The organism is Saprospira grandis (genome assembly GCF_027594745.1).
Lineage (GTDB): Bacteria > Bacteroidota > Bacteroidia > Chitinophagales > Saprospiraceae > Saprospira > Saprospira grandis.
Map to the genome: position 1 here is coordinate 3,299,970 of NZ_CP110854.1, position 17,618 is coordinate 3,317,587.

General features: G+C 46.1%; 13 protein-coding genes and 1 pseudogene. 7 read left to right on the top strand and 7 right to left on the bottom strand.

Translation table 11 applies throughout. The annotated features are described in order from the left end of the window. Nucleotides 1–22: 22 nt before the first annotated feature. From rpoN to OP864_RS13060, 6 genes are all read right to left on the bottom strand, one after another. Nucleotides 23–1,546 carry an RNA polymerase factor sigma-54 gene (gene rpoN / locus OP864_RS13035; RefSeq protein ID WP_270098598.1) on the bottom strand — a complete coding sequence of 508 codons (1,524 nt, stop codon included), beginning with the start codon at nucleotides 1,544–1,546 and terminating at the stop codon, nucleotides 23–25. Nucleotides 1,547–2,089: 543 nt separating this feature from the next. Continuing rightward, nucleotides 2,090–2,989, bottom strand: coding sequence for a UbiA family prenyltransferase (locus OP864_RS13040; protein ID WP_270098599.1), 900 nt, complete (start codon nucleotides 2,987–2,989; stop codon nucleotides 2,090–2,092). A 617-nt stretch (nucleotides 2,990–3,606) separates the two neighbouring features. After that, on the bottom strand, nucleotides 3,607–5,583 hold the full coding sequence (gene gyrB / locus OP864_RS13045; RefSeq protein ID WP_270098600.1) for a DNA topoisomerase (ATP-hydrolyzing) subunit B: 1,977 nt from the start codon (nucleotides 5,581–5,583) through the stop codon (nucleotides 3,607–3,609). A 271-nt stretch (nucleotides 5,584–5,854) separates the two neighbouring features. Beyond that, on the bottom strand, nucleotides 5,855–7,039 hold the full coding sequence (locus tag OP864_RS13050) for a sensor histidine kinase (protein WP_270098601.1): 1,185 nt from the start codon (nucleotides 7,037–7,039) through the stop codon (nucleotides 5,855–5,857). Between the two features lie 183 nt (nucleotides 7,040–7,222). Next, entirely contained in the window at nucleotides 7,223–7,663 is a 441-nt protein-coding gene (locus OP864_RS13055) for a hypothetical protein (protein ID WP_270098602.1), read from the bottom strand. A gap of 26 nt (nucleotides 7,664–7,689) precedes the next feature. Further along, complete coding sequence (locus tag OP864_RS13060; RefSeq protein WP_270098603.1) at nucleotides 7,690–8,874, bottom strand: amidohydrolase family protein; 1,185 nt, start codon at nucleotides 8,872–8,874, stop codon at nucleotides 7,690–7,692. 161 nt (nucleotides 8,875–9,035) lie between these two features. Here OP864_RS13060 and OP864_RS13065 point away from each other — a divergent pair, with 161 nt between their 5' ends. From OP864_RS13065 to pncA, 4 genes and pseudogenes are all read left to right on the top strand, one after another. Continuing rightward, nucleotides 9,036–10,001 carry a hypothetical protein gene (locus tag OP864_RS13065; RefSeq protein ID WP_270098604.1) on the top strand — a complete coding sequence of 322 codons (966 nt, stop codon included), beginning with the start codon at nucleotides 9,036–9,038 and terminating at the stop codon, nucleotides 9,999–10,001. A gap of 352 nt (nucleotides 10,002–10,353) precedes the next feature. Further along, nucleotides 10,354–11,806 (top strand): annotated as a pseudogene (locus tag OP864_RS13075) (nicotinate phosphoribosyltransferase). Between the two features lie 12 nt (nucleotides 11,807–11,818). Further along, nucleotides 11,819–12,541, top strand: coding sequence for an NUDIX hydrolase (locus OP864_RS13080; protein WP_015693578.1), 723 nt, complete (start codon nucleotides 11,819–11,821; stop codon nucleotides 12,539–12,541). Between the two features lie 12 nt (nucleotides 12,542–12,553). Next, complete coding sequence (pncA, locus tag OP864_RS13085) at nucleotides 12,554–13,177, top strand: bifunctional nicotinamidase/pyrazinamidase (RefSeq protein ID WP_270098606.1); 624 nt, start codon at nucleotides 12,554–12,556, stop codon at nucleotides 13,175–13,177. 220 nt (nucleotides 13,178–13,397) lie between these two features. Here pncA and OP864_RS13090 read toward each other — a convergent pair whose 3' ends face one another. After that, a complete protein-coding gene (locus tag OP864_RS13090) occupies nucleotides 13,398–13,988 on the bottom strand; it encodes an START domain-containing protein (protein ID WP_270098607.1) in 591 nt (196 codons plus the stop codon). 801 nt (nucleotides 13,989–14,789) lie between these two features. Between OP864_RS13090 and OP864_RS13095 the strand changes: the two genes are divergently transcribed. The 3 genes from OP864_RS13095 to holA are packed head-to-tail and all read left to right on the top strand — an operon-like array spanning nucleotide 14,790 to nucleotide 17,614. Continuing rightward, entirely contained in the window at nucleotides 14,790–15,428 is a 639-nt protein-coding gene (locus OP864_RS13095; protein ID WP_270098608.1) for a TetR/AcrR family transcriptional regulator, read from the top strand. 8 nt (nucleotides 15,429–15,436) lie between these two features. After that, nucleotides 15,437–16,540: a ferredoxin--NADP reductase gene (locus OP864_RS13100; protein ID WP_270098609.1), complete on the top strand. Its 1,104-nt coding sequence runs from the start codon at nucleotides 15,437–15,439 to the stop codon at nucleotides 16,538–16,540. Nucleotides 16,541–16,543: 3 nt separating this feature from the next. Next, complete coding sequence (gene holA / locus OP864_RS13105) at nucleotides 16,544–17,614, top strand: DNA polymerase III subunit delta (protein ID WP_270098610.1); 1,071 nt, start codon at nucleotides 16,544–16,546, stop codon at nucleotides 17,612–17,614. The last annotated feature ends 4 nt before the right edge of the window (nucleotides 17,615–17,618 follow it).

Sequence of the window (17,618 nt, forward strand, 5' to 3'; positions counted from 1 at the left end):
CCTTAAGATCAGGGCTTTTTTCTTAAATTTCTTTACGCAAACGAGCCACCGGAATATTCAACTGCTCTCGGTATTTGGCTACCGTTCTTCGAGCAATATTATAGCCCTTATCTTGTAAGGCCGTTTTCAGTTTCTCATCAGAAAGGGGCTTGCGCTTGTTCTCTGCCTCAATGATTTCGGTCAAAATTTTCTTGACCTCTAAGGTAGAGACCTCCTCTCCAGATTGGGTCTGCAAAGACTCTGAGAAAAAGCTCTTGAGCCGCTTGGTCCCAAATTCAGTTTGTACGTATTTGCTGTTGGCCACCCGCGAAATGGTCGAGATATCTAGGCCCGTAATTTCGGCAATGTCTTTTAGAATCATGGGCCGCAAGCGCTTCTCATCTCCCGTCAAAAAGAAGTCTTCCTGATAGTTCATGATGGTGTACATGGTCCTAAACATGGTGTCCTGACGCTGACGAATGGCATCAATAAACCAACGAGCGGCATCAATTTTTTGCTTGACAAACATGATGGCTTCTCGCTGTTTTTTGTCTTTCTTGCTGGCGCTATAGGCCTCCAACATGTTTTTATATTCCCGATTGATCCGAAGTTCAGGAGCATTGCGGCTGTTCAAGCGCAGGTCTAGCTCTCCGTTTTTGTTCTCAATAATAAAGTCGGGCACTACATATTTCTTAATCTTAGAAGAAGAAGCGTAAACGCTACCGGGCTTGGGGTTGAGTTTCAAAATTTCATCGGTCGCCTCTTTGAGGTCCTCTCTAAAAATATTGAGTTGGCGAATCAGCTTCTTGTAGTGCTTTTTAGAAAAGGGCTCAAAGTAGTCTTTGATAATTCGATGGGCCAATTTGAGGCTCTTCATTTCCTTTTCATCATAGTATTGCTGCACTTCTTCAGACTGTAGTTTGCGGTCCAATTGCAAAAGCAAACATTCCCGCAAATCTCTAGCGCCAATTCCAGCGGGCTCAAACTGATGAATCACCTCCTCCAAAACACGTAGGATTTCAGCCTCGCTAAAACGAACATTTTCGGCAAATAATAGGTCGTCGGCCAAGGCAATAGGCTCTCTCCGCAAATAACCATCATCATCCAAGCTGCCCATAATCTGCCGCGCAATCAATTCCTCCGATTCCGTCAGTTCTCGCATGCCCAACTGCCGCTCTAGCTGTTCCTGAAAACTAGATTCTACAGCAGCGGGAATGGTCTTTTCTTCTTGGTCGGGCGAGTAATTATTGACCTCTAATTTATAAGAAGCAACATCATCGCCTAAATATTCTTCCAAATAATCCTCAAAATCGGGGTCATTGAGCTCTTCTTCTTCCTCTTTTTTCTCCGATTCCTCATTTCCAATCAAATATTCCTCCTCTAAGGGGTCTTCTTTTTCTTCTTCCTCATTTTGGTGCTCATCAATTTCTAGAGCAGGGTTACCTTCTAGTTCCTGTTGGACCCGCTGTTCTAGCATATCGGTGGGCACTTGCAAAAGCTTCATCAGCTGAATTTGCTGAGGCGATAGCTTTTGCATCATCTTCTGAGATTGCTGTTGCTTGAGCATATATTTATCGTTTAAATAGGCTGTGCGAAAAGGGTTATAGGGGCTATATACGCCCGCTTACTTACTAAAGTTACTATTTTTAGCCCTTAAAATCAAATTTAAGTTTTCATTTGGTAAGATTTTTGATTAGGCGGCCGCTTTTTGACAAAAAAAAGCAGCAACTTCTTATCGCTGCTACTTTGGTAGGGGAGGGGATGTCTAGGTTTTGGGGCCCGCGGCCAGCTTTGCTGGCCGCCGCTATGCTGCGCCGCTCGCAGGTCTGCTCGGCCCTGCAGCCCTTCGGGCTTTGGTCTGGCCTGCGGCCACGGCTGCGCAGCGCTGGGCCGCTCATCGGTATTTTTTCAGTTGATTTATCTTCTTTGGCCTTTTGTTTTTTATGGCGTCCTACAGGCCCGAAGGGCCGCAGGCTGAGGGATAGATAGTGGTGCGGCGAAGCCGCAGACCGAGCAAAATGAGCGCAGCGAAATTTTGCGCAGGGCCGAGCGAGTAGCGAGCCACGACATAGCCCGACCCGAGCGAAGCGAGTGGGCAGCCCCTAAAAATCTACAGAAAAATATAGACAGATAGCAACAAAAGGTAGCAATAGAGGAGGCATTGGATGAGGTAAGTTTTGCCGTCTGCTTTGGGGCTGCGCAAAAACCAAAGGCGGTACATAATATATAGATGCGTAGCTAATGCAGGCAAGATTAAAGCAAGATCTAGCCAAAATAGTCCCTCTTGCAACTGAAAATAGACGATTCCAACACTAAGCGACATAATGGCCCAAAAGCTCATCGTAATGATTCTGGCCTTTTTATCGCCCACTAAGATAGGGAGGGTTTTGCGGCCCGTTTTGCGGTCGCCTTCTACATCTCTAAAATCTTGGGTGCAAGAAGTCAGGGCCACCCAAAAAGAAATTAAGCTGATCCAAATAATAGCCGAGTTGCTAAATGGACCAATAATTTGCCAGGCGGCGCCTAGCTGAGCAGCAGTGCCCAAGCCCATAGAGACAAAATTTTTTGTGATCCAGTTTTTATCCCAGCCGCGCAAATTGAGCATATAGGTAACAATTACCCAAAGCAGCGACCAATAAAATACGCCCAAAAAGGCGCCTAAAATTAGGTAAATGGCCGTGCCTAAATAATAGCGAAAATAAGCGCCTTGCTCGTTAATTAGGCCAGAAGGCAAGGGCCGAAAAGGCTTGTTGAGTCTGTCTTCTTCTATGGCCTCCAACTGATTACTAATATCAAAAGGATATATGTAAAAAATAAAGTAGCAAAGTCCTAGGCCAAAATAAGCCAGGCTCTGAAGATTAACCGAAGCGGCCGAAAAAAGCGCCACTAGCATAAAAATACTAGCCGATACCACCGAGACCAAAAGGTCGGTTTTTGTAAATTTCCAGAGGAGTTCTACTTCCCTAGAAAAAGCAAAAAATAACTGGTTAAATGAGATTTGTTTGTTCATAGGGCTCTGTTTTTCTCTATAATACGCAAAAAACAACCCAAATGCAGATAAAATTCTGTCTTTTTACTATAGCTAAGAATTAAGTTTGGTTAATTCTTGTCACTCTTCCTTCGCTTTTTTGTCCTTTAGTGTCCTCTCTATTTCCTGTCGTTAACTACAATTAAAATAAATTTTATACCGTAAATCAATTGATTATCTGCAATTTGTTTGGGTCTTATAGTTGTTTATGACATTTTTAGTCAAAATGTTACCCTAAAAGCCAGATTTTATTTAAATCAGCTTAACATTTCTTTTACAATCTAGAAGTCATAAAAAAGCTAAAAAAGTATTTTTTTGCCTGTTTTTGCTTTTAAGTGGCTGATTTTCAGCTGGTTTTACCTTGTTAGATTGGCTAAACTTCCTTTTTGCCCTATTTTAGCAGCTTGCTTGCCCAAAGAAAATATTTGGGCCTTTTATCTAGTAGCCCCTAAAAAATACTATAGATCTATAGTTGCTGTGACAATTTAGAGACTTAACTTATTGGCCCGTTTTTGCTGCTTTTGTGTCAGCCTAGGGCCAAAAAAAAGCGAACTTCCCAATTCGGGAAGTTCGCTTTTCGCTCTATAGAGGCCTAAATCCTAGGCATCAACATTAGCATATTTTGCATTTTCTTCAATAAACTTACGGCGAGGAGGCACGGCATCTCCCATCAGCATACTAAAGGTGTCATCGGCCATTTCGGCATCTTCAATCTGTACCTGACGAAGGGTGCGGGTTTCGGGATTCATGGTGGTTTCCCAAAGTTGCTCGGCATTCATTTCACCCAAACCCTTATAGCGCTGTACGCCAACGCCCTGTCCGCCTAATTCGGCTACCGCCATTTGGCGTTGTGCCTCATCCCAGCAGTAAACTTGTTTTTTGCCTTTCTTGACCAAGTAGAGGGGGGGCGCAGCAATATAAACATAGCCGTTCTCTACCAAGGGGCGCATATAGCGGAAGAAGAAGGTCAAAATCAAGGTAACGATATGGCTACCATCTACATCGGCATCACACATAATGACGATTTTGTGGTAACGCAATTTCTCGGTATCCAGATAACGATCGCCATCTTTTTCGGCTATGCGTACGCCTAGGGCCGTAAAAATATTTTTGATCTCTTCATTCTCGTAGATTTTATGCTCCATGGCCTTTTCTACGTTCAAGATCTTACCCCGCAAAGGTAAAATAGCCTGAAACTCACGGCTACGACCCTGTTTGGCCGTTCCACCCGCCGAGTCTCCCTCTACCAAAAAGATTTCAGAAAGGCTAGCATCTCTAGACGAACAATCGGCCAGTTTACCTGGCAGACCAGAACCCGTCAATACGTTTTTGCGCTGTACCATTTCTCTGGCCTTGCGAGCTGCTGTACGAGCACGAGCGGCCAAAACCACCTTGTCAATAATTAACTTAGCCGTAGAAGGATTTTCCTCCAAGTAAAGAGCAAAGGCCTTACGCACCGCCCCCGAGACAATAGAATTGACCTCTTGGTTGCCCAATTCGCCCTTGGTTTGTCCCTTAAACTGCGGGTTGGGCACCTTTACCGCCACTACAGCCGTGAGGCCCTCTCGAAAATCTTCACTAGAAATAGTCGCCTTGGCCTTGGCAAACAAGCCCGTCCGCTCTCCATATTTCTTGAGCTCATGGCCCACCGCTCTGCGGAATCCAGAAACATGCGTTCCGCCTTCAATCGTATTGATATTATTGACAAAAGAGCGAAGGTTCTCCCGATAAGAGTTGTTGTACTGAAAAGCCACCTCGACAAATACGCCCTCTTCTTCTCCCATCACATGAATAGGTTCGGGCAACAAAATATCTCGGTTGTTATTGTTGTCCATTTCCTGAACAAACTCCTTAAGCCCTCCTTCAGAAAAGAATTCCTCCCGCTTGAAACTGCCATCTTCCTCCAATTTGCGCTCATCAATGATGATCAAACGCAAACCTTTGTTCAAATAGGCCAATTCCCGCAAGCGCTTGGCTAAGTTTTCATAAATATAATTGGTGGCCGAAAAAATACTGGCATCAGGCAAAAAAGTCACTTTGGTCCCCGTTCGATCGGTCTGCCCAATCACAGTTACCTCGGTTTGCGGAATCCCACAGCTATATTCCTGCACATAAACCTGCCCCTCGCGATGCACCTCCGCCTTCAAAAAGCTAGATAGGGCATTCACACAAGAAACCCCCACACCATGCAAACCACCAGATACCTGATAGGTCTTTTTATCAAATTTTCCACCAGCATGCAAGACGGTCATGACCACCTCCAAGGCAGATTTTTGTAGCTTCTGATGCATGCCCACGGGAATCCCCCGACCATTATCAAAAACACTAACCGAATTATTGGGGTGCACGGTAATCGTCACCTCATCGCAATAACCCGCCAAATGCTCATCAATCGAGTTGTCCAAGACTTCCCATACCAAATGATGAAGGCCTTTGCTATCTGTGCTACCAATATACATACCTGGCCGCATACGCACGGCCTCCAAGCCTTCCAGCGCCTGAATATTATCGGCGCCATAGTCCGCATTCTGAACCTCGGGCTGTTGTTGATCTAAGTTGTTTTTATTTTCTTCCATAGCTACAAAAATACAAAAAATAAATGGCTTATGCCAGCCTTTTTAAAAGCAAAAAAGATCCGTCTAGGGCTTCTTTTTTAGCGCTTCTTTATCTCGGGTTTTTTATTTCTTTTTTTGGGGCTGCCCCTCGCTTCGCTCGGGTCGGGCTATATCGCAGCTCGCAGCTCTGCTCGGCCCTGCAGCCGCCTTTGGCGGCTTGGGTCTGGCCCTTTGGGCCACTGCTTTCTATCCCTCAGCCTGCGGCCCTTTGGGCCTGCAAACCGCAGAAGGCCTAGCCTAGGCTTGTGGGCAGTTGGATCCTAAATATGGTCCCTTCTCCAGGTATCGATTCTTTTACATAGATGCGCCCATTATGATATTGTTCTACAATTCGCTTAGAGAGGGAGAGCCCTAGGCCCCAACCTCGCTGTTTGGTCGAAAAGCCCGCCTGAAAAATCTTTTTATGCAGTTTTTTGGGCATGCCTTTTCCACTATCCTGAATTTCAATAATTACTTGCTGCTGAACCTGATAGACCCGCAGGGCAATTTCGCCATGTCCATCCATGGCATCTAGGGCATTCTTAAAGAGGTTTTCAATGACCCAATCAAATAAAAGTCCATTGATGGGGGCTAAAATAGGGGCCAGTTCCTCAAAGTTGGGCGCAATAAACTGCACTTTTCTAGAGGCCCGCTCTTTACTATAGGCCAACAGTTTTTCTAGGCGAGGCAAAAGGTCTTCCTCTTTCAATTCTGCCGAAGCTCCCAATTTAGAAAAGCGATAGGCCACCTGATTGAGCAGTTCTACATCCTTGGCCATTTCATCGGCCATCATGCCCAGATTTTCATCTTCGGGATAAAACAAACGAATGTTTTCTATCCAGCCCACCAAAGAGCTGGTGGGGGTCCCCAACTGATGGGCCGTTTCTTTGGCCATGCCCAACCAGATGCGCTCTTGCTGCAAATCTTTAAGGGCCTTAATCGATAAATAGGCCATAATGATAAAGGCCAATAATAAAGCAAATTGCAAATAAGGCGAGACCTCTAAATAGGTAATTAATTTAGATTGCCGAAAATAAACGTAGTTTTTGAGCTGTAGTTCGGGCACCTCATAAATAATAGGCTGGCTCTTTTCTCTCAGTTTTTTTAGCTCCTTCTCAAAGTATTTTCGGTCCTTGGGCCAGCTCCTATCCCCATAGTTGCGCACATCAATAATGCGGTAATCCCCATCCACTAAAATCATGGGAATATCTTCATTCTCGCTAATGATTTGGCTCTGAAAACTGAGGTCGCAATTGTTGGCTGCTTTTAAAATGCTTTCTTGGGCCTGAGCCCAGGTACGCATGCGCTGCCGCTCTGCCGTTTCTAGTTGCTGCCCAATCGTAATATTAAAGTAAACAGAGCCCAAAAGGACCAATACGCAGCCCAAAACAAGGGCAAAGCGCCAGCTGGCTGTCTGAAAAAATTGATTGATATTCATAGCTAAATGCTCGTATTGGATCCCTACAGGCGGCTTCGCCGCCGCAGGCTGAGGGATGGAAAGGGTGGCCGAAGGCCAGACCGAGGCAGCAAAGCTGCCGATGGGCCGAGCAGACCTGCGAGCCCGACACAGCCCGACCCGCCCGCAGGGCGGGGCAGCCCCCAAAAAATAAAAAACAGCAGCTTATTTTTGGGCTTGTGGACCCGTTAGTTTAGGTTGGAGCTCTAGCTGCTTTTTAATAAAGTCATAGGCATTTTTGGACATGATCTTTTCGGTCAGTTCTTCTGGGCTAAAGCCCTCCATCAGCTCTTCAATTTGGCGGCTAGTAAATAGACTGCTAATGTTTTCGGGCTGGGCCAAAAAGGCCTCAATATCTTCAGCCAATTTGGCGGTATAAGAGGCATCGGGATAAGCCGTGAGGGGTTGCTTGATGTTATCGAAATCGGAACCCAGGGCCATAATATCCCAAACACTTTTTCGCTTGGAGTTGTAGCCACTACTTTTAGAAACCAGCTGCACCACCGTCAGTACATTGGCCATAAAGAGGTGCAACTCCGCTTTTTTGCGTTGCAAACTGCCCTCGGGGCTCATTCGAATTTCTTCTAGGGCCAGCTGGCCGCCCAAAACCGAGGCATCTAAGGGAATGCCAATTAGGCCGCCTGATTTATAAATATGATGAGGTCCTCCTCCGAGAGATTTTGGGTCCAGTGATTCAGATAAGAGGTATTATTTTTATTATCGTCATCTTTGCGTTTATAATTTCGTTGCTGCCAACTCAACCCGCTAATGCCGCAATGGCTACAAACCACGGGAATTTTTTCGCCCAAAATCGAGGCCCGTTCAATGGCCTGATAATAATATTTTCTAAAGCGGTAGCTCATGTGTTTCACATCAATCAGGATGCGTCGGCCTTCTCGGGCGGTAAGTTCTTCAATAATTTCTTTACCCAGACGGCTAGGGCCATTATTGACCGCCTTGACCTTACCAAAGACGTTAATTTCGTCGCGGCTCCAGCTATTGGCCATTCCGCCTAGGCCATTTTCATAGTTTTTGGCCAAGGAAATCCAGAGAATTGGCGTTTGGATATACTCATCGGTATTATCAGAAATGGGGAGTAGGCCCTTTAGGCGGCGAATATTTTTGCGCATCAGCTCGCTATACTCCTCCAAATTGGTAATATTTTCATCTATATATATAGAGTGGCCCAAACTATGGCCTCCATCAATGCTCAGCAAGATGCCGAGGCGGTAGGGACTAGCCAGCACCGAGTCGAGCTGCCCAGCATTGCGGATAATTTCGTACTGATGCTTTTTGCCCTGAAAATAGTAAAAGCTTTTTTCGCCCTCAAAACGTTGCAAATACTCAATATTACCCAGTAGGTCGGCAAAATAATCCATTTCTTTTTGGCGCAAAAAAAGTTGGTTGGCCACAATGCCCGTCATGCAAGAAACAGTCGCTTTTTTATTTCGGTCATTATAAAAACTAGAGCCATTGATGAGCGGGCGCTCTACCGGAGAAAGCGCCATGCAGCTAAGGCGGCTACGTCCCTGCGCTAAGGCTGCAAAATGCGCCTGCGAGTATTTGGGCAGATAGGGGCCTAGGGCCTGCATCATTTGGCTAGAACGGTCGTAGCCACAATCATGAAAAATGGGCTCCCAGATCGTGTAGTCCATGTCTCCAGTCCGAGAGTTGTAGGGCTTACTACTCGAGTTGATATGTATATCGGCATAAAATTGCCCCAATTGGAGGGGGGGATTTGCTTGTTCTTCTTCTTCGGTTTGGGCCAAAAGAAAAAGAGGGAGAAAGAAAAGCAGAAAACCGATTGTATTTCGCATGCTGAAGCTGTATTTTGGGGCGGTCAGGCGTAAAATGGACCGTAAATTTAGGCTTTTTTGATGAACTTACTGAAGAATTAAGATCTTGTCCATCATCTTTTAGACAAAAGGCCCATTTTGCCCTAAATGAACAAATTACCTCTACCCTATAAAAAGAAAAGGTGCTCTCTTTATTTCGCAACAATCATATTATTACCGGCTTTTTTGTCTTGATTTATGGAGTTTTACTCCTTTTGCCCGTTTTTTTTCTCTCCGATACGGCTTCTTTGGCGCAGTTGGGACCACTAGCGCCTTATTTTGGCGGCAGTGGACTAGGGGCCAATTTGCTTTTTTTGCTCCTCGCTTTTGTCTTGACTTTTGGGCTCAACCAATTGGTCAATCGCTTCCGCTTGGGCCGACAGAGTACATTTTTTGTGGCCATCAGCAGCTTGCTTGGCCTAGCTTTGTTTCCTCAGAGCTTGGGCCTCTCGCCAGTCTTACTGGGCAATTTGAGTTTATTGCTCTGTTTCTATAATCTCTACCGATCCTATGAGCAGAGAAACTCGGTTTTGCCGCTTTCTAATGCCGCGCTCTTTATGGGCCTGAGTATGCAGTTTTATCTGCCTTTTGCCCTTTATTTACCCGCTTTTTTATTGGCCTGGGTCACCCTTCGACCAGCCAGCATCCGAGATTTTTCCGTCATTCTGCTCTCGGGCAGCATACCCGCATTCTTAACAGGCACAGCTTATTTTCTCTTTGATCATTGGGGCGATTTTGCCCAAACTTATGCCTTTTCCAATTGGCTCGCCCAAGATTTTTCTAACTTCAATGACCCTTTTCTTTTGGCCTCTTTTGGGGCGGCTTTGCTGATTTTTCTCCTCTCTTGGGCCAATTTTCAAACCCTCAAGCAAAAGACGACCATTAAGGAGCAGAAGTTTTTACAACTCATTTTTATCTTCCTCTTTTTTGCCCCCTTGCAGCTCTTGGCCTATCAAGGAATACCCGCCCAACTAACCGCCTGCTTGCTCCCTATGGCGCTCTTGCTTGGGCTACAATGGCAAGCCTGGAAAAATAGCCGCTGGGCAGAGCTTTGGCAATTGCTGTTTTTGGCCATTGCCGCCCTGGCTCAATATTATCCTCTTTTTTAACTCCTCTACTGCTGTTTTGGGGCTGCCCACTCGCTTCGCTCGGGTCGGGCCATTTCGCAGCTCGCTCTTCGCTCGGCCCTTCGGCGCAGAGCGCCTCGGTCTGCGGCTTCGCCGCCCTGCTACAACCCCTCAGCCGAGGCGCTGCGCGCCTTTGCGGCGGCTTCGCCGCCTGCCCACCGCAAAAGGACCTAGAAATTAAATAGTTGATAATCAATAATATAAGTCTTTTTAAACCTAAAATTTCAAGGCAGTTGAACTAATTGCTAGGGTACTTAGTTTGAAAAATAAACTAAGTTAGTTTGGAAAATAAACTAAGTCTAATTATCTTGTTCCTACAAAATAAAATATCCCTATGCAAAACAGTTTAAATAAGCGCTATCGGAGCAGTTTGGCCCTGCTCACCGACCTCTATCAAATTACTATGGCCTACGGCTATTGGAAGGCGGGCCGGCAGGAAGAAGAGGCCATTTTTCATTGGTTTTACCGAAAGAATCCTTTTGGGGCCAATTATGCCATTACAGCAGGCTTGGAAGATGCCATTGCCTATATGCAAGATTTTGTCTTTTCGGTAGATGATATACAGTATTTGGGGGGCTTGAAGGGGGCCGATGGCCGCCCATTATTTGAGGAAGCCTTTTTAAATTATCTACAGCGCATGAAGTTTAGCTGTGATATTGATGCGGTGCCCGAGGGCCGAGTTGTTTTTGCGCATGAACCCCTTTTGCGGGTTCGTGGTCCATTGATTCAGGCCCAATTTAGAAACGGCATTATTAAATATCCTAAACTTTCAAACCTTAATTGCTAGCAAGGCGCATCAGGTTTGTTTGGCCGCTCAGGGCGATACGGTCCTAGAGTTTGGTTTGCGCAGAGCGCAGGGAATTGACGGCGGTCTCTCCGCTTCTCGAGCAGCTTATATTGCCGGAGTGGCCGCAACCAGTAATGTATTGGCAGGCAAGCTCTATGATATTCCCGTAAAGGGAACTCATGCGCATAGTTGGGTCATGAGTTTTGAGGATGAGCAGCAAGCCTTTGCTACTTATGCGCAGGCCATGCCCGCTAATTGCGTTTTTCTAGTGGATACCTATGATACGCAAAAGGGAGTAGACAAAGCCATTGAAATCGGTAGAGAATTAAGAGAGCAAGGACAGGATTTACTAGGAATTCGCCTAGATAGTGGCGATTTGCGGGCCCTGAGTATTTGGGCCAGAAAACGCCTAGATGAGGCGGGTTTTGAAAAGACGAAAATCATTGCTAGCGATAGCCTGAATGAGGATAAAATTAGGACCTTAAAGGCTGGGGGCGCGGCCATTGATAGTTGGGGCGTGGGGACTAATTTGGTTACGGCTCAGAATCAGCCCGCTCTAGGCGGCGTCTATAAATTGGCTGCCTTGCGCAAGGACGCAAACAGCAAATGGGCCTATAAAATTAAGCTCTCCAATACGCCAATTAAAATCTCTAATCCGGGCGCACTACAAGTTCGCCGCTATTATTTGACCGATGGGCGGCCCTATGGCGACATGATTTGGGATGAGTTGCAAACTAGCCCTTTGGGCCAATTGCAAAGCCTAGATGGCCGCAGTATAGTTTGTGATAGCCGAAAATACGAAGATCTCTTGCAGCCCATATTTAGAAAAGGCGAACTTTGCTATAAATTGCCTAGCTTAGGCGAAATTCGTAAGACTGCAGAACAAGATTTGGCTCTTTTCCAGGGCGTAGATTTTAAGTTGTACCCCAAGGGGCTAGAAGCGCATTTGGCCCAAACTAAAGCCGCCTTGATAGAGGGACTGAAGAATAAAAAACAATAAGGAATAAAAAATATGGCATACACCTATGAATATCCAAGACCCTCGGTTACGGTAGATTGTGTGGTTTTTGGTTTAGACGATAGCGCAGATTTGCGCATTTTGCTCATTGAACGAGCAGATGACCCTTTTGCGGGACATTGGGCCTTGCCTGGCGGCTTTGTAGATATGGGCGAAGACCTAGATTTGGCCGCCAAACGAGAGCTAGAAGAAGAAACGGGCATTAAAGATATCTTTATCGAGCAGCTCTATACCTTTGGTGCACCAAATCGAGACCCTAGGGGCCGAGTGATTAGTGTGGCTTATTATGCCCTAGTCAATTTATCGGAACATCCCATTAAGGCCGCTTCTGATGCCCGACAAGCCAAATGGTTTAAGATTTCGGAACTGCCACCCTTGGCCTTTGACCATAATAAAGTACTAGAAATGGCCTTGGAGCGACTCCGAGCAAAGGTCTTGTACAAACCTATTGGCTTTGAGCTTTTGCCCGAAAAGTTTACCCTGACTGATCTTCAAAACTTGTATGAAACCATTTTGGGCCAACAACTCAACCGCCGAAATTTTAGGTCCAAAATTCTAAAAATGGGACTGCTCGAGCAACAAGAACGGCAACAGAATGTGCCGCACCGCCCCGCCTACCTCTATAAATTTAATAAAGAAAAATATCAACGGCTGTCTGAACGCTTAGGCGAATTCATCTTTGAAATTCGCTTTCAACCCAGAGAGACCGAAGACTAAAGAGAGCAACTTATGAATGCAGTTATCTTAGTAGATTTACAATACGATTTTTGCCAATATGGCGCCCTAGAGGTCCCCGATGCCAATGCCGTAATCCCTATCGCCAATAGCCTAATGCCTCATTTTGAGCTGGTGATCGCTACCCAAGATTGGCATCCCGCCAACCACAAAAGCTTTGCCGCCAACCACCTTTTTCGACAGCCTGGGCAAGTAATTGACCTCAATGGCTTAGCGCAAATCCTTTGGCCCATTCACTGTGTGCAGGGAAGCTATGGGGCCGAATTGGTGGATGAATTGGACCAAAGCCAAATTACCAAGATCTTCCAAAAAGGAACAGATATAGATATTGATAGCTATAGCGGCTTTTTTGATAATGGCCATAGAAAAGCCACCGGCCTAGGCGATTATTTGAAAGAAAAAGGCGTCACAACCGTTTTTGTGCTAGGCCTTGCGCTAGATTATTGCGTCAAGTTTACGGCCCTAGATGCTCAGGCTCTAGGCTTCAAAACTTATTTGGTCCAAGATGCTTGTAGAGCAGTAAATATGCAAGCAGAAGATGGAAAAAATGCAATTGCCGAGCTAAAAGAAAAAGGCATTGAAGTTATTGATAGCCAAGATGTTGTTAATTTGGTGTAGGTACATCGTTTTTTAACAATTGTTAAAATTACCCCTTTTGGGGGATATTTTTAGTCTGTAATTTGACATTTACAATAAGAGCTGTATCTTTGAATTGTCTTTGTGTTTATTTGTTTGGGTTTTTAGGGGAGGCTGTCCTGAATAAGGGCAGCCTCTTTTTTATTTTAAGTCACAAAAAAGGCCCCGCTAGCTACTGCTAGCGGGGCCTTTTGCTGTGGCCCTACTCCAATAAGGCCCTAAATTTTGTCATCGTTTTATATGGTCCCTCAATGACCGACTTTTTGGCCAACCAAGCCGGAATACTCCCCCCAGCATGGGCCACCAACTGCTGCCGAACAAATAATTTCCCTCGGCCCATATCCTTAAAATACCAATGCCCCTGCATCTCCTCAATTCGTATAAAACCCGCCTGTTTGGCCTTCTTTTTCGGACAACTCCTAAAGTCAATCCGTAATTCTGTTGCCGATAAACGATGTATTTTATAATGCGTCACATTGTCCCGATTTTCTATCGGCCAAGGCATATCTACCTGATAATAAACATAGAATTCATCATCAGAAACCTGCTCTAGGTTTTCATTCAATGGGGTTTCATACATCCACTTTTTGCGCATCTCTGCCCGCTTAATGGCCGCTTCTACCGCTTCTAAATTGGCCGAAATATACATTTCGGCTCGACTCTCTTTCATTTCCCAACCCGCCAAAGGGCGACTATAAACGGATATCTCTGATTTTTCTTTGGCCAATTCCCATTGCTGCCCTTGCAAAGGACCAAAAACGAGGAGGAGGGCAAATAAAACTAACTTCTTCATAGGCTTTCTTTTTGAGTACGGCTTTTTTTATTAAACAGATGTTTAATTTAAGCTTTTCCCCCTATCTAATTCCGCAATTTTTAAAATTTTTTCTGCCTGATTCCAAAAGACTTAGCCTGCATCTCTTGCAGCCTACTCAAAAAAGATTTGGCAAATCTAAAAAGCCGACTTATATTTGCAGCGGAGCCAAGAGACACGGGCAGCTCCTACTGAACTCCCCCAGGTCGGAAACGAAGCAAGGGTAGGTGGTTGAGCGCCTGGTGTAGATCGGGCTCCTTTTTTTATGAGAATCATCAATAGACTATATATAAAGCCAGTTTTCTGTAAAGAGGACTGGCTTTTTCTTTTTTGGGGCTTTGGGGCCCGCGGCCGGCTAGGCTCTGCCTAGGTCGGCCGCCGCTATGCTACGGGGCTCACAGGTCTGTTCGGCCCTTCGCTTTTTTCGCTTTGCTCAAAAAGCTCGGTCTGGCCTTCGGCCACCCACTCCGCAGCGCTGGGCCATGGCGCCAAGTCCTCTGTTTGCTCCAAAAAGGCTTAGGCGGAAGCGCTGGGCAGGCCCGCAGGGCCTGCTTTTGGCCGCCCAGAGGGCGGCTGGCAACGGATGAGCGATGCGCAGCAGTGGCCGAAGGCCAGACCGAGCCGCTGAAAGCGGGGAAGGGCCGAGCGAGTAGCGAGCTGCGCAGCGTAGCGACCCAAGGCCGCAGGCCGCAGGGGCAGCCCCAAAAAAACAAAAAATAATTGCGCAAAACTTGGTAACTTTATGGCCGAAAAAAAGTTTTTTAGCCGCTACTCCAATAATATATGGGACGAAAACCAGTCAAAAAAGAACGAATCGATGACCCTAGCCTTAAAGCTAGCTGGATCGAACAACTCTCTACGGTCTATCTTCGCAATGGATTGACCAAATTTACTATGGACGATATTGCCGCAAAATTGGGCATTAGCAAGGCCACTTTGTATAAGTATTTTGCCTCTAGAGCCGAGATCCTAGATGCGGTCGTTCGTCTGCGAATTACCGAAATTGAAGCCTTTGAGGACCAATTGAGCGATGATAAAATTACCTTTAGCGAACGCTATTTTGAGGTGATCAAAACCGCCTCGGTCATGCTGGCCGAAATGTCCAATCAGTTTCTCATTGATAGCCGACAGCTTTATCCTGAGCTCTGGGCCAAAATGCGGGATTTTCAAGACCGAGCCCTTTTTGTGGCCGAAGCCTTCTACCGAAAAGGAATCGAGGCCGGGATCATGAACGATATCAACCCTCGTCTGTTGGCCCTAACAGATAAAATGTTCATCCGCTCTGTAGCCGATGAAGCCTTTTTGCAAGAGTATGACATCTCTTTGCAAGCCGCCTTTGATAATTATTTTTTGATGAAAAGCCGAGGCATTTTTAAGCAGAGCTATCTGCAAAAAAATGCAAAGGTGCAAGAAGAACAATAAGCTTTTTTATGGATGCAGCCCATCAGTTTTATACGCTTACTCTAAAAGAAGTCATTTCGCTTTCTAGCGATACCGTAAAGCTCGTTTTTGAGATTCCTCAAGCGCTTAAGGAGCAGTTTAGCTATCTTGCGGGCCAATATGTTACGCTTCGTTTTGTCCTCAATGGCCAAGAAGAACGCCGAGCCTATTCGCTCTGCTCTAGTCCTGCCCTAGACCAAGACCTGGCCGTGGCCGTCAAAAGAGTGCCCAAGGGCCTAGTCTCTAATCATATTAACGATCAGCTTAAGGCAGGAGACCAAATTGAGGTCATGCCCCCAGAAGGCCATTTTGTGGCCCAACCCCAAGCCGATGAGAAGAAAGATTATTTCCTTTTTGGGGGCGGAAGCGGACTGACGCCGCTTTTGTCTATCTTGAAATCTGTGATCGAACTGGCCCCCAAAAGTCGGGTTTTTCTCTATTATCAAAATAGAACAGAAGACAGCATTTTGTTTAAAGAAGAGCTAGACGGCTTGGAAAAACGCTATGCTGGCCAACTGCTTGTTCAACATATCCTCAGCCAACCCAAAACCGAAACCTCTGGCGGTTTTATGGGCCTATTTGCCAAAAAGAACCGAAGCTGGAAGGGCGAAGTGGGACGAATTGACGCCAAAAAGGCTAGCCGCTTTATCAAGCAGCATCAGGCAGAGGATGGTCGCCCCAAAGCGCTTTATCTTTGTGGACCCGCAGGCCTGATGGATGCCGCCCAAAAAGCAGGCGAAAACTTGGGCATCGACCAAATTCACAGAGAATGGTTCAATGCCGATGAAGCCCCAAAAAATGAGGTGAATGCTCAAGCCAATGCCAAGGTCTATGCCCGCATCGATGGGGAAGACTTTGAGGTCGTTTTGCAAAAGAAAGAATCTATCTTAGATGGTTTGCGTAGGGTAGGGGCCGATGCGCCTTTTTCTTGTATGTCTGGCGCCTGCTCTAGCTGTATGGCCAAGATAGAAGAAGGAAGCGTAGAGATGGAACGCTGTCTGGCCCTAGATGAGGAGGAGGTCGCCCAAGGCTTTATCCTCAGCTGCCAATCTAAGCCCACTACGCCCATTGTCCGTATCAACTTTGATGTCTAATTTATGGCTAGCCCCAAAGAAATTATCCGAGATTTTAAACAGGGCAAAATTGCCCCAATCTACTTCTTGCATGGCGAGGAGGAGTTTTATATTGATGAAATTACCGACTTTATTGAGGCCCATGCCCTTTCTGAGGACCAAAAAGCTTTCAATCAAACTATTTTGTATGGTAAGGATACCGACTTTAAGCAGGTTCTAGATGCTGCCCGCCGTTACCCTATGCTGGCCGAACGGCAGTTGGTGGTCCTTAAGGAGGCCCAAAGTATGCGCAGTTTGGACCAACTAGAGGCTTATGTCAAAAATCCCTTGCCCACTACGCTTTTGCTTATTTTACATAAGCACAAAAAACTCGATAGCCGCAAAAAGCTAGGCAAAAGCCTCAAAGCGGCCGAAAAAGCGGGCAAGGCGGTCCTTTTTGAAAGTAAAAAGCCCTATGAAAATGAGCTGCCCAATTGGATCCGCAATTACCTCAAGGACAAAGGCGCCCAAATAGAAGAAGAGGCGGGCCAGCTGCTGGCCGAGTATCTGGGCAACGATCTGAGCAAGATCGCCAATGAGCTCGAAAAGCTGCTGATTAACCAGCCCAAAGGCCAGTTAATTGGAAAGGCAGAAATTGAGAAAAATATTGGCATTAGTAAGGATTATAATGTCTTTGAGCTACAATCGGCCCTAGCCCAAAAAGATGCCCTCAAGGCCCAGCGAATTGTCAAGTACTATCAGGCTAATCCCAAAGCAGGCCCCCTGCCCATGCTCACGGGGGTACTCTACAATTTCTTTAGTAAGGCTTATATCTGCCGCTTCCTGACTAATCTAGATGATGTCAGTATTGCTGCAGCTATCGGCCAAAAAGCCTACGGCCGTCCGGGCCAAAAAACAAAGCGCTTCGCCGATTATCGCTATGTGCAGAAGAATTACTCTCTGCCTCAATTAGAGGCCATTATCGCCCTGCTCAAAATCTATGATCTCCGCTCCAAAGGGGTGGGCTGGCCGCAGGTGGGCGACTTTTTCAACGAACAAACCGAGTCGGGCCAATTACTACAAGAGTTGGTCTCCAGAATTTTACAAATCGATTAAGCCT

Excerpts from the sequence above, each read along its gene's own strand:
- rpoN (WP_270098598.1), bottom strand. The coding sequence starts at position 1,546 with ATGCTCAAGCAACAGCAATCTCAGAAGATGATGCAAAAGCTATCGCCT.
- OP864_RS13040 (WP_270098599.1), bottom strand. The coding sequence starts at position 2,989 with ATGAACAAACAAATCTCATTTAACCAGTTATTTTTTGCTTTTTCTAGG.
- gyrB (WP_270098600.1), bottom strand. The coding sequence starts at position 5,583 with ATGGAAGAAAATAAAAACAACTTAGATCAACAACAGCCCGAGGTTCAG.
- OP864_RS13050 (WP_270098601.1), bottom strand. The coding sequence starts at position 7,039 with ATGAATATCAATCAATTTTTTCAGACAGCCAGCTGGCGCTTTGCCCTT.
- OP864_RS13060 (WP_270098603.1), bottom strand. The coding sequence starts at position 8,874 with ATGCGAAATACAATCGGTTTTCTGCTTTTCTTTCTCCCTCTTTTTCTT.
- OP864_RS13080 (WP_015693578.1), top strand. The coding sequence starts at position 11,819 with ATGGCATACACCTATGAATATCCAAGACCCTCGGTTACGGTAGATTGT.
- pncA (WP_270098606.1), top strand. The coding sequence starts at position 12,554 with ATGAATGCAGTTATCTTAGTAGATTTACAATACGATTTTTGCCAATAT.
- OP864_RS13090 (WP_270098607.1), bottom strand. The coding sequence starts at position 13,988 with ATGAAGAAGTTAGTTTTATTTGCCCTCCTCCTCGTTTTTGGTCCTTTG.
- OP864_RS13095 (WP_270098608.1), top strand. The coding sequence starts at position 14,790 with ATGGGACGAAAACCAGTCAAAAAAGAACGAATCGATGACCCTAGCCTT.
- OP864_RS13100 (WP_270098609.1), top strand. The coding sequence starts at position 15,437 with ATGGATGCAGCCCATCAGTTTTATACGCTTACTCTAAAAGAAGTCATT.
- holA (WP_270098610.1), top strand. The coding sequence starts at position 16,544 with ATGGCTAGCCCCAAAGAAATTATCCGAGATTTTAAACAGGGCAAAATT.